This is a genomic window from Pantoea phytobeneficialis (genome assembly GCF_009728735.1).
Classification (GTDB): Bacteria; Pseudomonadota; Gammaproteobacteria; order Enterobacterales; family Enterobacteriaceae; genus Pantoea; species Pantoea phytobeneficialis.
Window position 1 is genome coordinate 1,666,148 of the sequence record NZ_CP024636.1, and the last position, 13,368, is coordinate 1,679,515.

Below are 13,368 nucleotides of genomic sequence, written 5' to 3' on the forward strand. Positions count from 1 at the left end.
GCTCACCCTCGCCGATATTCGCGGCAAAGGCTATGCATTGTGGTGATTTCAGGTATCATGTGCGCGCTCATTTTTTCCTATTGCTAACAGGAACGAACACCATGCCAGTGTTACACAACCTTGTTTCCAATAAAGAGCTGAAGGCACGCATGCTGGCTGAAACCGAGCCGCGTACCACAGTCTCTTTTTATAAATACTTCCAGATTGCCGATCCCAAAGCATTCCGCGATGCGTTGTACATTGGGTTAACCAAGCTCAAGGTATTTGGCCGCGTGTATGTCGCCCATGAAGGCATCAACGCGCAAATTAGTGTGCCTGCCAGCCAGTATGAAAGCATGAAAGCTTTTCTCTACGGCTTCGATCCGGCACTGAATAATCTGCGTATGAATATCGCGCTGGATGATGATGGGAAATCATTCTGGGTTTTGCGCCTGAAAGTACGCGATCGCATCGTCGCAGACGGTATTGAAGACAACAGCTTTGATGCCAGCGATGTCGGTAACTATCTGAAAGCCGCCGATGTCAATGCGATGCTGGATGATCCCAATGCGGTGTTTGTCGATATGCGTAACCACTACGAATTCGAAGTGGGGCATTTTGATAATGCGCTGGAAGTCCCTGCTGATACTTTCCGCGATCAGCTGCCGATGGCGGTCGACATGCTGAAAGACCAGAAAGATAAAAAGATTGTTATGTATTGCACCGGCGGCATTCGTTGCGAGAAAGCCAGTGCCTGGATGAAACATAACGGTTTTGATGATGTTTATCACATCGAAGGCGGCATCATCGAATACACCCGCCGGGCGCGCGAGCAGGGGTTACCGGTACGTTTTAAAGGCAAAAACTTTGTCTTTGACGAACGTATGGGGGAACGCATTTCCGATGATGTGCTGTCGAATTGTCATCAGTGTGGCGTGCCTTGTGACACCCACACCAACTGCGTCAATGACGGCTGTCATTTGCTGTTTATTCAGTGCCCAAGCTGTGCCGAGAAGTTTCACAATTGCTGTAGCCCGCTGTGCATGGAAGAGTCAAAACTGTCGCCGGAAGAGCAGCGCACACGTCGCGCTGGTCGTGAAAATGGCAACAAAGTCTTCAATAAATCGCGTGGTTTGCTCAACATGACGATGGCAATTCCGTTGCCAGAGAAGAAGTAAGTAACCGGCAGCCTGCCATGATGCAGGCTGCCTCATTTTTTTACTGTCGAACCCCTTCGACTGAAATAATCAATTCCGCTTTTTGCGATGCTGGTCCCAGATCTTTGTTGATGTTGAATTCTTTCAACACCACATCGCCACTGGCCTCAAAGCCTGCACGATAGCCTCCCCAGGGATCTTTACCTTCGCCAATCAAATGCGCATTCAGCGTAATCGGTTTGGTTACGCCGTTGAGGGTCAAATCGCCGGTGATTATATACTCCTTGCCTTCTTTCTTAACGGCAGTGGAGACAAACGTCGCCTGCGGGAATTTGTCCGTATTCAGGAAATCAGCACTGCGCAGGTGTTTATCACGTTCGGCATGGTTGGTATCGAGACTACCGGTATTGATGGTGACATTGACTTTGTCGGCACCTGGGTTCGCTTCATCAAAGGTAAAACTGCCATCGAAATCCTTAAAGCTACCGTAGAGCCAGCTGTAGCCGAGATGCTGAATACGGAACTGGACAAAGGCGTGTTGTCCCTGTTTATCAAATTTGTAATCTGCGGCATTGGCCGTCAGGCTGGCGGCCAGTAAACCAGCACCTGAAAGCATCAGCAGGGTCTTCTTAAGCATGTCACTTTTCCTTTTCAGAGGTTAATGGGATGCGGCAACCCAGCATCCTTTGCAGCGTGATATCACGGTCAATAAAGTGGTGTTTCAGCGCGGCAAGCCCGTGTAGTACCGAAAGCACCACCACCGTCCAGGCGAGCCAGAGATGAATATCGCCAGCCACATCGGCTTGTTCTGCTGCCCCAGCAACCAACGCGGGGATATTGAACCAGCCAAACAACGAAACAGATTTACCGTCAGCGGTGGAGATCAAATAGCCACTGACCAGAATGGCCAGCAGCAGGCTGTACAGCAGCCAGTGAGCGGCAATCGCCGCAAACCGGACTACAGGGGAGTAGCTGCGCAGTGGTGCCGGAGGAGGGGACAGGAAACGCCACAGCAGACGTAGCAACAGGGCCATCAATAACAGGATGCCAATACTTTTGTGAATTTCTGGTGCGCTGTGATACCAGCTGTCGTAGTAACCCAGCCCGACCATCCACAATCCGAGCGCAAACATGCCATAAATGGCGAGCGCCATTAGCCAGTGTAATAAGATAGATATCAAACCAAATTGCTGTGGGGAATTGCGCCACATCATCGGTAAATCCTGTTTGGAAATAACTGGTAATTAGAATCCATATATTGAAATACAAAATCAATCACCCTTACTTTTCTATAAACTATGAAATAACCATTCGGTATTTATGGTGATATATGCCTGAAGCGCACAGAAATATTGAATAACTACGCGGGAAAGTCGCTGGAATAAAGCGTTGAAATTAATTACTACACCTTTTGCGCTGTCATTTAATCCAGTAATTAAATATTTGTGGGTTTATGTCAGGAAGTGTCAGGCAGGCCGCTAGCGTAGCGCAGCGGCCATCAGATGTCAGGCAAAACGCGACAGTGAGAAGGGGGTAATATCGAACGAAAAAGGCTTGTCCTGAGCAAACTCACTGGCCAATTCACCCAGTACGCTGGCGAATTTAAAGCCATGGCCGCTCAGTCCGGTGATAATTAAGCGGTTTGGCTCGCCTGGTAACGTATCAATGATAAAGTCCTCGTCAGGCGTGTTGTCATAGCTACAGGCTTCACCATGTAAACAAACCCCCACGCCAGGCAGAAACTGGCGTAAAAAGCTGAAGGCTTCGCTACCATCGGCGGCGACACTGCCGAACGGCTTGCGATCCGCAGGTGTCTGCATAACCTGCCCACCATCATGTCGGCCTACTTTGAGCGCATTATTGTCTGCCGGGAAGCCATAGAAGTGACTACCGTCGCTCATCTCTACGGTAAAACCAGGGAATTGGTTGTTTTCACTGTAGCGCCCATCCGCCTGATGCCAGGCAAACACTTTTCGCACCGGGGTGACCGGCAAATTGTTCACCAACTGGCTCACCCAGGTTCCGGCACTGACCAGCAGTTTACGGGCGCGAAACATGCCTTCACTGGTGGTGACCTGTTGCAGATCGTTATCCCGACCAATGTCTGTCACCGGGCAGTTAAATAGCTGCGCGCAGCCCGCCTGTTCCGCCAGTTTTACCCAACTGCGCACCGCCTCTTCGCACTTGAGAAAACCGGAATTGGGTTCGAACACCCCAATATAACCATCGGGTACGGAAAATTGTGGCCAGCGTTTGCGGACTTCATCTGCCTGCAAAATCTGTACGTCAAGTTGCCAGACGCGCGCGCTGTCGATGACGTTTTGAATAAAGGTGGAAGTGACAGGAGCGAGGTTGAGGATGCCGCTACGGTGCATAATGCGTTCACCACCGCGTTGTTCCAGTTCATCCCACAAGGTTTGTGCACGCAACACCAACGGAACATAGCGTTCGCCCTCACCGTAGGCGTGGCGGATTAAGCGGGTTTCACCGTGATGGGTACCCTGAGTATGGGGCGGGTGGGCACTATCAATCATCAATACCGAGAGACCCGCCTGAGTGGCATAGTACCCGGCGGCTGCACCTACTGATCCACTGCCAACCACAATCAGATCATAAACCATGTGACATTACTCCTGAAAAACGGCGAACTTTTTCAGCAGCATATCAAAAGAGCGCGCACATGAAAAAGGCACCCTTGAGGGTGCCCCTTACACGCGATGGGAGAAATTAATGCTTTTGATTATCGCGTAGGTATTGCTCGGTAGACTCAATTTTCGCAATGCCAGCTTCAAGTATCGAGATAAACTGTCGGGCCACGTCGGTGGTCAGCCAGTAGGTAGGGCCAACATCAGCTTCTTCTTCTTTCTGATCCTGCGATGATAGCGAGTGCAGGCGAATCATCATGGCGTCATAGCTGTCAACGGTGCTAATGTCCCATCCCACTAATGGATGAGTCTGGATGACGTCTTTATTTCTGTCCATTATAACCTCCTTTTTACTCGTTAAACGAAGTGCTTCTTGAGGTTCAATGCGGCTGTTCTTGCACAAGCGAGATAATTATAACATGAAACGAACGGTACAATAGTTAAAAAATGTGGTGGTGAAAAAAAACACAAAATAAATGCTTTTGAGATGCGTCTTTTTAAAAATAATAATACACATACCGGCGTGGGTATTTTTCCGCGCAACAAATTACCGACGCTAAAGAGATTATCGGCAGCAAAGTCGCCTGGCTTTAGGAAAACTCTTGAGCCGATGAAAACTGTGAAGTTAGCCCTTTTCCTGGTCCTGAACGGTTCCCGCGCATTTTTGAATCTCTTCAGCCAGACGAGCAAATTGGTGCTGTAACTGCTCGTCGTGGTTCTGATTTTGCGCTTCGAGCGTCAGATTATGGACCAGCAACTGGCTGGCGCGATCGTCCAGACAGAAGGTCAGATTGGCGAAGGCACTTTCCAGCACGGTCAAGCGGCGTTGCTGTTCGCTGATTAATGCCAGCAGCTCGCCAAACGTCATTGCCTCTTCCGGTTTATCGTGAGTCATGTAAAACGTCTCCTGTCAGCATGACGTGCGCAAGAATGGGTGGGGAGTAATGATGATTTTAGATGCAGAGAGTTTGTCTGGCGAGGCGGAAATAAAACAAAAAAGCCGGGTGGCGAAACCCGGCAAAAACTGCGCAGTGGCGGTTAATCGGTAATAAACCAGTCGTCAGCGCTTTCCCAGGTTTCCTGTAAAATATCGCTGATACGTTCGCGATTTTCTTTGCAACCACCAAAAACGCTCAGTTGATTGCCGCTGGCATAGCGAACTTTGACGTGATGTTCATCGTCTGGGAAATCACGGGAGATGCGGCGGGTAAGCTCTGCGCTTAACGCATCCAGTGCGCCCGCAGGAAGGGGCTGAGTTTTTGCTACGGTAATTTCAACACGCATAAACGCCTCCGAGATAATATACTGGTTATTTGTACAGTATAATTATCCCGAAGGCAAGCGTGAAAAATATCAGTCAGTCACACGCCAGTTAAGTGTCTCACCGGCGAGGAAGGGCACCAGGGTATCGTCAGCGACCGCCACGCTCTGTTCAACCGTCCACGGCTCCCGCACCAGCGTCAGTGTCCCTTCATTCAATGGCAAGCCGTAGAAGTTTGGCCCGTTTTCGGAACAGAAGGCTTCAAAGTGCTGCAACGCACCCAGTTCTTCAAATACGGTAGCGTAGGCCGGTAAAGATGTCGGCGCGTTGAAGACCCCGGCACACCCGCAACTGGCTTCTTTCAGATGACGCAAATGCGGCGCAGTATCGGTGCCGAGGAACACACGACGGTTTCCGCTGGCGACCAGTTTGCGCAGTGCCTCCTGATGAATATTACGCTTCAGGATCGGCAGGCAATACAGGTGGGGACGCACACCGCCAACCAGCATATGGTTACGGTTAAACATCAGATGCTGGGGAGTAATGGTCGCGCCCAACAGTTCATTACCGGCAGCAAGATATTCAGCCGCTTCTTTGGTGGTGATGTGCTCCATCACGACTTTCAGGCCAGGGAATTGCTGACGCAGCGGTTCCAGTACGGTTTCGATAAAACGCGCTTCGCGGTCAAAAATATCAATGTGCGAATCGGTTACTTCACCGTGCACCAGCATCGGCATGCCGATTTGCTGCATCCGTTCCAGCACGCGAGCGATGGACGCGATATTGGTCACGCCGTGGCTGGAGTTAGTGGTGGCATGGGCCGGATAGAGTTTTGCGGCCGTAAACACCCCGGCACGAAAGCCTTGTTCAATCTCATCGGGATCCAGAGAATCGGTGAGGTAGCAGGTCATCAGCGGCGTAAAGTTATGCTCTGCTGGCAGTGCAGCGAGAATGCGATCGCGATACGCGATGGCAGCAGCAACGCTGGTCACCGGCGGAACCAGGTTTGGCATGACAATCGCACGACCATTCACCGCACTGGTGTAAGGCAAAACTGCCTGAAGCATTGCGCCATCGCGCAGATGGATATGCCAGTCGTCAGGGCGGCGAATCGTGATTTGCTGGGGTTGGGCTGTCATTCAAAAGGCTCCGGCTAGGTAGAAAACGAAAGGCACGTTTAGGCCGGGGAGTAATCATAAGGATGTGAGCAACCGTTTGCACGGGATTTTATTCATGTTGCGTAGCGGCGCGATTGATCGCGCGGGTTTTACCCCGTACAGCGCGATCAATCGCGCCGCTACGTATCATTGCAAGGGAATTAGTCAGTGAACGGGATCACCAACTGACCGGGTTTCACTTCCAGGCCTTTGGCGAATTTCTTCGCCAGCGCTTCGCCTTTGCTACGATCTTCGCTCAACACATACGCGGGTTTTTCATCGAAGTAACGTTTCAGCGATTCATTGAGATAAGGCGTCAGCGTTTTCATGATCGACGCCATTTTTTCCGGTTGCACCTGGGCATCAACGATCTCCAGATCCTTCAGGTAGATTGCCCCCTGTTGCGCATTGAAAACCGGCTGTGCTTTCATTTTTAGCTGCATTTCAGCTTGCTGTGGGCCAAACAGGGAGCTGACATTAATGTTAGCTTTACCGGATAAGGTGATCTTACCGGGTTCTTCACGGCCAATCTGGCTGCTCAAATCAGTCAACACAATATGCGCATTCACCAGTCCGGAAACACCCACATCCTTCTCGAAGTTGTTGTGTTTTTGCAGTGCCTGATTAACTTCCTGCTCGCTGATTGTGTATTGGGTTAATTGGTTACAGCCGGCCAGCAGCACGGCAAAAAGCAGGGCCATCAGCCCGGGAAATGCCTTCTTCATACTTTCCTCATCCTGAACAATACGGCAAACGTGCCATAGCCTGCCTGAATCAGGGACGGGTGTCACCAGGAGAGCGATGAGAAACGCGCGGGCGCTCCTCATCAAAACGGTCAGGCAGCAATAGATGACAGCAAATTCACCTGGGTTTGTTTCGCCATATTGTCGCGATAAGCCGCTACCCGGCTTGGCCATTCGATACCGGCAACCAGGGTCAGTGAACGTAACAACGGAAACAAATTGATATCATCTATTGATAGCTCACCGTTTACCGCATTGGGTTTGACGATCAATTTATCCAGCTGACGCAAATCATCGTTGATGTTTTTGATTAATCCGGGTGAATGTTTGCGCAGCTCGCCAAAATCGCCGATGCTGGCCTGCTTTTTCTCCCGGAAATAATGACGGGCTTCAGGGGTGGCGAACTCAGCAAAAGCAGCGTCAGCAATACGCGGCAGCAGAAGTTTATTCACGTAACCATTCACATGGCGCAACCAGTCGGTGATGGCGGGATTGATTTTGCCATTTAACAAGGTTTCGCCATCCTGATTATCCACCAGACGGACAATATCCATACTCTCCGGCATCGCGCTGCCATCGGCTTTTTGCAGAATGGGTGCCATCTTTTGACCAATGAGCTTTTTGGGGGTGTTCTCGTCGTCATTGAGCATCACGACCAGTTCAATGGGCCGATTTTTCAGGCCAAAAATCATGCGCGCTTTGACGCAAAAAGGGCAGTGATCGTAGATGTAGAGTTTCATCCTGTTTCTCCTCGGTTCCCGGGGGTGACTGGCGTCACCCTTTTTACAGACGTGCGGGAAGTATGGGAGAGATTATGGGTGCGGGCAAATCAGCTGCTGTACAACGCCGGGGCCACCGAGCGCGGTTGAAACTGCCACCACAGCGCCAACAGCGTCATGCTGCCCACCGCGCTGAGCAGCATCCACGGCAATTCCGGCAGCGAAAGTTGCTGCCCGACATCAAACATCCAGCCACCGCCGGAATAACCAATCAGACCACCAATCGCCAGGCCAAGACGGCTGAACCCCATATAGCTACCACGCGCGCGTGGGCTGGCAAGCGAGGCGCTGAGGGTCTCTCGCGCCGGTTCAGCAATGATCGAGCCGAGATAAAACACGGCGATCAGGAAAAACAGCGACGGCAGCGTCGTGGTCAGACCCACCGGCAACAGGCTGATGGTCATCAGAAATAATCCGGCCATCAGCCGTGTCTCCAGCCGGAAGCGTTTTTCACTCCAGCGTGCCAACGGATAGAGCAGGCTCAGCGAAAGTAGCGCTTCAATGGCGTACATCCATTTCACCGCCGCGGGTGCCCCCGCAACCTGGTTAACCATCACCGGTAGCATTAGCATCACCTGCACGGCAAGAATGTAGTAACCGGTCAGCGTCAGTACATACAGGCGAAAACGTTTGTCCTGCCAGACGCGGTGCATACCTTCACGCATCGCGATACGTTCGGTGGAGATACGCCAGGCGGGCAACCAAATAGCGTTAAATAATGCCGCGCTGACAAAAACCGCCGCACCTACCCAACAAACCAGACGGAAGTCCCAGGCCAGTAACCAACTGCCGATCAGCGCACCCAGTACCGCGCCCGCGCTGTCCTGCATCATCAACAGGGAGAAGAAGCGACCACGTTCGCGGGCGCGTACCAGCTTCACCACCATCGCGCTGCGGGGAGGATCGAACAGCGTGCCGCCAAGGCCCGATAACAGGCAGGCCAGCCACAGCACCCAGGGTTCGTGCGCCAGCGCCATACAGGCAAAGCCCGCAGCGCGCATCAGCATCCCCGAAACGATAAGGGGACGAGCGCCGAAGCGGTCAGCAATCGCACCGCCAAAAATACCGAAACCCTGCTGCACAAACTGACGCAGACCCAGCGCAATCCCGACCATCAGCGCGGCCCAGCCGAGTTGTTCGACAAAGTGAATGGAGATGAGAGGAAATACCACAAAAAAACCCAACACCACCAGCATGTTATCTACTAATAAAAATGTTTTACCAAGGCGTCGTGCCCGCGCAACCCGAGACATGCTAAATCCTGAGCAAGGAAGAGAGGAGAAAAGAGACCAGTTGGTCTATTTTCCGCCTGTGCAGGCAGGAAAAACAGGATTATCAGGATGATATTTTTTCATCGAGCCGGTAAAGAAATTAATCCTGAATTGGGATGAATAGCGAAGGGCGGGAAACGGGGTTTTACCGCAAGCAGGGTGACGGTTATAGTGAGATATAACGCCGATGGCGTACTTCCTTCTTAAGTCTTGGATTTCAGGAGTCAAGATGTTTGGCTATCGTTCTGCTGGGCCGCGCGTGCGCCTCACTACCGATCGTTTGGTGGTCCGTTTAGTTCATGAGCGTGATGCCTGGCGGTTGGCAGATTACTACGCGGAAAACCGTGTTTTTCTCAAGCCCTGGGAACCGGTACGTGATGAAAGTCATTGCTATCCGTCTGGCTGGCAGGCGCGTTTGGGATTGATTGCCGACATGCACAAACAAGGCTCGGCATTTTATTTTGTCTTAATGGATCAGGAAGAGCGTGAAGTGCGCGGCGTTGCCAACTTCAGCAACGTGCTACGAGGCTCCTTTCACGCTTGCTACCTTGGCTATTCATTAGGAGAGAAATGGCAGGGGCAGGGACTGATGTTTGAAGCCCTGCAAAGCGCTATTCGATATATGCAGCGGCAGCAGCACATGCACCGTATTATGGCGAACTACATGCCGCATAATCAGCGCAGCGGCGATCTGCTGGCACGTCTGGGCTTTGAAAAAGAGGGTTATGCCAAAGATTACCTGTTAATTGATGGCCGCTGGCAGGATCATGTTCTGACAGCCTTAACCTGGCGCGAGTGGACCCCGGACCGCCGCGGATAAGAAAAGGGAATAATTCGATGAAAATGGCATTATCAGTGCAGGCATTGCGTGTGATTGGTTGTCTGCTGGAAAAACAGGTCACCACACCCGATCAATATCCGCTGTCGCTCAATGGGGTGGTCACCGCCTGCAATCAAAAATCTAACCGTGAACCGGTGATGAACCTGAGCGAGAGCGAGGTGCAATCCCAGTTGGATGAACTGGTCAAAAAGCACCTGGTCACGTCGAACAGCGGCTTTGGTCAGCGCGTCAGTAAATATGAACAACGCTTTTGCAACTCCGCGTTTGGTAATCTGCAACTGAGTAGCGCGGAAGTGGCGGTGTTGACGTTGCTGTTTTTACGTGGAGCGCAGACACCCGGCGAGCTGCGTACCCGCAGTGGTCGCCTGCATGAATTCAGCGATATGAACGAGGTTGAGCAGACACTGAACGGCTTAATTTCCCGTGAAGATGGCCCTATGGTGGTGCGTCTGGCGCGAGAACCGGGTAAGCGTGAAAGTCGTTATATGCATCTTTTCGGCGGTGATGTGGTAGATGTACCGGCCACAACCACCGCTGAAGATAATGCAGATCTGGAGGAGCGGGTCGCCCAACTGGAAGAAACGGTAGCCCGGTTGCAGGCGCAACTGGAACAGTTGCTGCAACAGGAGCATTAAAATGACATTGCGTATTGGGATGGTCGGATTAGGCGGCATTGCACAGAAAGCCTGGCTGCCGGTGTTGTCGCAAGCGCAAGGCTGGCAACTGGCCGGCGCGTTCTCACCTAATCAGTCCAAAGCGCAGCCGATTTGCGATAGCTACCGCATTCCCTGTTTTGGTCAGCTCGATGCGCTGGCGGCCGCCAGCGACGCGGTGTTTGTGCATAGCAGCACCGCCTCACATTACGAGGTGGTCAAAGCGTTGCTGCTGGCAGATAAAGATGTCTGCGTCGATAAACCTCTGGCGGAAACGCTACAGCAGGCTGAAGCGCTGGTGGCGCTGGCGGAGAAACGCAAACGCAAACTGATGGTGGCATTCAACCGTCGTTTTGCGCCGCGTTATCAACAATTACAGGCTGAAATGGCGCGTGCCGCATCGCTGCGTATCGAAAAGCACCGTGCCGACAGTGTCGGGCCGCAAGATTTGCGTTTTACGTTGTTAGACGACTATCTGCATGTGGTTGACACCGCGTTATGGCTGGCCGGTGGTAAACTCTCGCACCTCCACGGTCATATTGAAACCAACGAGCAGGGAGCGATGCTGTATGCGGAACACCATTTTTCCGCAGGTGCGCTGCAAATCACCACCAGCATGCACCGTCGTGCCGGAACGCAACGTGAAGTGGTGAGTGCCATTTGTGAGGGTGATTACATTCAGGTGGCAGAGATGCGTGACTGGCAACAGGAAAACCTGACAGGGTTACGCCTTGACGCGCCACCCGCATGGCAGAGTCATCTGACACAGCGTGGTTTTACCGGGGCCGCTCACCATTTTATTCAGTGCGTACAAAATCAGACGATGCCTGTAACCAGTGGCGAACAAGCGCTGGCGGCGCAGCGTCTGGTGGAAAAGCTGTGGCGTGATGCCGAACAGGAATAATCCCTTGTAACACTCAATGCTGGTCATTTCCCGCCGTGGCAGTAGACTATCGCCGGGCATTTTCGAATGCCCGCGCTAAGTTGCTCATTTATCCGACTCTTTTCAGGATGCGCCGCTAATTATGAATTTGTTGAAATCGCTGGCAGCGGTCAGTTCGATGACCCTGTTTTCCCGCGTGCTGGGCTTTGCCCGCGATGCCATCGTGGCGCGAGTGTTTGGTGCCGGAATGGCCACCGACGCCTTCTTTGTCGCCTTTAAACTGCCTAACCTGCTGCGACGTATTTTCGCTGAAGGGGCCTTCTCTCAGGCATTTGTGCCGATTCTTGCCGAATACAAAAGCAAGCAGGGCGAAGAAGCGACTCGGGTATTTGTGGCCTATGTTTCCGGGCTATTAACTCTGGTACTGGCGCTGGTGACGGTGTTGGGCATGATTGCCGCGCCCTGGGTGATTGTGGTGACTGCGCCGGGCTTTGCGGATACCGCCGATAAGTTTGCGCTCACCAGTTCGCTGCTGCGGGTGACTTTTCCGTATATCTTTCTGATTTCAATGGCATCGCTGGCTGGGGCCATTCTGAATACCTGGAATCGATTTTCGGTTCCTGCCTTTGCCCCGACGTTGTTGAATATCAGCATGATTGGTTTTGCGCTGTTTGCCGCACCGCATTTCCATCCGCCAGTGATGGCGCTGGCCTGGGCCGTGGTAGTGGGGGGCGTGTTGCAGTTGTTCTATCAACTGCCGCATCTGAAGAAAATTGGCATGCTGGTACTGCCGCGTGTCAACCTGCGTGATGCGGGTGTCTGGCGCGTCATGCGTCAGATGGGGCCGGCGATTCTTGGCGTCTCCGTCAGCCAGATTTCTCTTATTATCAACACCATCTTTGCATCATTCCTCGTCTCGGGTTCCGTCTCCTGGATGTACTATGCCGACCGCCTGATGGAGTTTCCTTCTGGCGTGTTGGGCGTGGCACTGGGGACTATCCTGCTGCCTTCGCTGGCGAAAAGTTTTGCCAGCAATAACCATGATGAGTATTCACGGTTGATGGACTGGGGGTTACGCCTGTGTTTCCTGCTGGCACTGCCGAGTGCGGTGGCGCTGGGCATTCTTTCCGGTCCCCTGACTGTGGCCCTGTTTCAGTACGGGAAATTTACCGCCTTCGATGCAGCGATGACGCAACGTGCCTTGATTGCCTACTCGGTCGGGCTGATGGGGTTAATTGTGGTGAAAGTGTTGGCACCGGGTTTCTATTCTCGTCAGGACATCAAAACGCCGGTGAAAATTGCCATTATCACCCTGATCATGACGCAGCTGATGAACCTGGCGTTTATCGGGCCACTGAAGCATGCCGGGTTGTCGCTCTCCATCGGTCTGGCGGCCTGCCTCAATGCGGCACTGCTTTACTGGCAGCTGCGAAAACAACAGATTTTTCAGCCACAACCGGGCTGGTTTAGCTTTTTGATCCGTCTGTTGATCGCCGTGGTGGCGATGGCGGTGGCGCTGCTGGGCCTGTTGTATGTCATGCCGTCATGGGAAGTGGGGCATATGTGGTGGCGTTTACTGCGTCTGGCGGCGGTGTGTGCTGTCGGTGGCGGGGCGTATTTTGTGGTGCTCGGTCTGATGGGATTCCGCCCGCGCGATTTTGCCCGCCGTACGCAGGCATAAAAGCGCTCTGACCTTGCGTGATAAATCGCGCCGCTTGTATCTTGAAGTTGTAACTGGTTAGCTACCCGTTACACGAAACGGAGGCAGCTTGTCGCGCCGCTTAAGACCCGATCTTGTGCCGTAGCTTAAAGCCCTCCGTTTCTCCTTTCACGCCAGCATCTACTCTGAACGGTAACCAGAAGCTCTGACTTCGTATGTACAAGGCAAGATGGCGTGATGGTTCATGTGAAAGGGAGCTGTCTTATGATTTATCTCGGTATTGATGTCAGTAAAAACAAACTCGACCTCTGCCTGTTGCCCGGCAACGGGAAAAAGAAA

At 52.5% G+C, this 13,368-nt stretch carries 15 protein-coding genes; 5 read left to right on the plus strand and 10 right to left on the minus strand.

Annotated elements, in window-relative coordinates; translation table 11 throughout:
• The first annotated feature begins 101 nt into the window (after positions 1-101).
• Positions 102-1,157, plus strand: a complete 1,056-nt coding sequence (trhO, locus tag CTZ24_RS07720; protein ID WP_021186038.1) for an oxygen-dependent tRNA uridine(34) hydroxylase TrhO — start codon at positions 102-104, stop codon at positions 1,155-1,157.
• A gap of 40 nt (positions 1,158-1,197) precedes the next feature.
• Here trhO and CTZ24_RS07725 read toward each other — a convergent pair whose 3' ends face one another.
• The 10 genes from CTZ24_RS07725 to mdtH form a co-directional block, all read right to left on the minus strand.
• Entirely contained in the window at positions 1,198-1,773 is a 576-nt protein-coding gene (locus CTZ24_RS07725; RefSeq protein ID WP_208725231.1) for a YceI family protein, read from the minus strand.
• Position 1,774: 1 nt separating this feature from the next.
• Entirely contained in the window at positions 1,775-2,350 is a 576-nt protein-coding gene (locus tag CTZ24_RS07730) for a cytochrome b (RefSeq protein ID WP_208725232.1), read from the minus strand.
• 291 nt (positions 2,351-2,641) lie between these two features.
• On the minus strand, positions 2,642-3,757 hold the full coding sequence (gene solA / locus CTZ24_RS07735) for an N-methyl-L-tryptophan oxidase (protein WP_208725233.1): 1,116 nt from the start codon (positions 3,755-3,757) through the stop codon (positions 2,642-2,644).
• A 106-nt stretch (positions 3,758-3,863) separates the two neighbouring features.
• Complete coding sequence (bssS, locus tag CTZ24_RS07740) at positions 3,864-4,118, minus strand: biofilm formation regulator BssS (protein WP_013508627.1); 255 nt, start codon at positions 4,116-4,118, stop codon at positions 3,864-3,866.
• Between the two features lie 288 nt (positions 4,119-4,406).
• Positions 4,407-4,676, minus strand: coding sequence for a hypothetical protein (locus CTZ24_RS07745; RefSeq protein WP_208725234.1), 270 nt, complete (start codon positions 4,674-4,676; stop codon positions 4,407-4,409).
• A gap of 143 nt (positions 4,677-4,819) precedes the next feature.
• Positions 4,820-5,065 (minus strand): DNA damage-inducible protein I, encoded by a 246-nt coding sequence (gene dinI, locus CTZ24_RS07750; protein WP_013508629.1) that lies wholly within the window; start codon positions 5,063-5,065, stop codon positions 4,820-4,822.
• A 69-nt stretch (positions 5,066-5,134) separates the two neighbouring features.
• Entirely contained in the window at positions 5,135-6,181 is a 1,047-nt protein-coding gene (pyrC, locus tag CTZ24_RS07755; protein WP_021186033.1) for a dihydroorotase, read from the minus strand.
• A 179-nt stretch (positions 6,182-6,360) separates the two neighbouring features.
• Complete coding sequence (locus CTZ24_RS07760) at positions 6,361-6,924, minus strand: lipoprotein (RefSeq protein WP_036627684.1); 564 nt, start codon at positions 6,922-6,924, stop codon at positions 6,361-6,363.
• A gap of 110 nt (positions 6,925-7,034) precedes the next feature.
• Positions 7,035-7,682, minus strand: coding sequence for a glutaredoxin 2 (gene grxB, locus CTZ24_RS07765; protein ID WP_208725235.1), 648 nt, complete (start codon positions 7,680-7,682; stop codon positions 7,035-7,037).
• An 89-nt stretch (positions 7,683-7,771) separates the two neighbouring features.
• Positions 7,772-8,974: a multidrug efflux MFS transporter MdtH gene (gene mdtH / locus CTZ24_RS07770; protein ID WP_021186030.1), complete on the minus strand. Its 1,203-nt coding sequence runs from the start codon at positions 8,972-8,974 to the stop codon at positions 7,772-7,774.
• A 247-nt stretch (positions 8,975-9,221) separates the two neighbouring features.
• Here mdtH and rimJ point away from each other — a divergent pair, with 247 nt between their 5' ends.
• The 4 genes from rimJ (at position 9,222) to murJ (ending at position 13,050) form a co-directional block, all read left to right on the plus strand.
• Positions 9,222-9,812, plus strand: coding sequence for a ribosomal protein S5-alanine N-acetyltransferase (gene rimJ, locus CTZ24_RS07775; RefSeq protein ID WP_013508634.1), 591 nt, complete (start codon positions 9,222-9,224; stop codon positions 9,810-9,812).
• Positions 9,813-9,829: 17 nt separating this feature from the next.
• Positions 9,830-10,468: a DUF480 domain-containing protein gene (locus CTZ24_RS07780; protein WP_208725236.1), complete on the plus strand. Its 639-nt coding sequence runs from the start codon at positions 9,830-9,832 to the stop codon at positions 10,466-10,468.
• Between the two features lies 1 nt (position 10,469).
• The gene (locus CTZ24_RS07785) at positions 10,470-11,390 is read left to right on the plus strand and encodes a Gfo/Idh/MocA family protein (protein WP_208725237.1); all 921 of its coding nucleotides are present in this window, start codon (positions 10,470-10,472) and stop codon (positions 11,388-11,390) included.
• A gap of 121 nt (positions 11,391-11,511) precedes the next feature.
• Positions 11,512-13,050, plus strand: coding sequence for a murein biosynthesis integral membrane protein MurJ (murJ, locus tag CTZ24_RS07790; protein ID WP_208725238.1), 1,539 nt, complete (start codon positions 11,512-11,514; stop codon positions 13,048-13,050).
• Positions 13,051-13,368: the final 318 nt, after the last annotated feature.

Excerpts from the sequence above, each read along its gene's own strand:
- CTZ24_RS07785 (WP_208725237.1), top strand. The coding sequence starts at position 10,470 with ATGACATTGCGTATTGGGATGGTCGGATTAGGCGGCATTGCACAGAAA.
- dinI (WP_013508629.1), bottom strand. The coding sequence starts at position 5,065 with ATGCGTGTTGAAATTACCGTAGCAAAAACTCAGCCCCTTCCTGCGGGC.
- bssS (WP_013508627.1), bottom strand. The coding sequence starts at position 4,118 with ATGGACAGAAATAAAGACGTCATCCAGACTCATCCATTAGTGGGATGG.
- CTZ24_RS07730 (WP_208725232.1), bottom strand. The coding sequence starts at position 2,350 with ATGATGTGGCGCAATTCCCCACAGCAATTTGGTTTGATATCTATCTTA.
- solA (WP_208725233.1), bottom strand. The coding sequence starts at position 3,757 with ATGGTTTATGATCTGATTGTGGTTGGCAGTGGATCAGTAGGTGCAGCC.
- rimJ (WP_013508634.1), top strand. The coding sequence starts at position 9,222 with ATGTTTGGCTATCGTTCTGCTGGGCCGCGCGTGCGCCTCACTACCGAT.
- murJ (WP_208725238.1), top strand. The coding sequence starts at position 11,512 with ATGAATTTGTTGAAATCGCTGGCAGCGGTCAGTTCGATGACCCTGTTT.
- trhO (WP_021186038.1), top strand. The coding sequence starts at position 102 with ATGCCAGTGTTACACAACCTTGTTTCCAATAAAGAGCTGAAGGCACGC.
- mdtH (WP_021186030.1), bottom strand. The coding sequence starts at position 8,974 with ATGTCTCGGGTTGCGCGGGCACGACGCCTTGGTAAAACATTTTTATTA.
- pyrC (WP_021186033.1), bottom strand. The coding sequence starts at position 6,181 with ATGACAGCCCAACCCCAGCAAATCACGATTCGCCGCCCTGACGACTGG.
- CTZ24_RS07760 (WP_036627684.1), bottom strand. The coding sequence starts at position 6,924 with ATGAAGAAGGCATTTCCCGGGCTGATGGCCCTGCTTTTTGCCGTGCTG.
- grxB (WP_208725235.1), bottom strand. The coding sequence starts at position 7,682 with ATGAAACTCTACATCTACGATCACTGCCCTTTTTGCGTCAAAGCGCGC.
- CTZ24_RS07745 (WP_208725234.1), bottom strand. The coding sequence starts at position 4,676 with ATGACTCACGATAAACCGGAAGAGGCAATGACGTTTGGCGAGCTGCTG.
- CTZ24_RS07780 (WP_208725236.1), top strand. The coding sequence starts at position 9,830 with ATGAAAATGGCATTATCAGTGCAGGCATTGCGTGTGATTGGTTGTCTG.
- CTZ24_RS07725 (WP_208725231.1), bottom strand. The coding sequence starts at position 1,773 with ATGCTTAAGAAGACCCTGCTGATGCTTTCAGGTGCTGGTTTACTGGCC.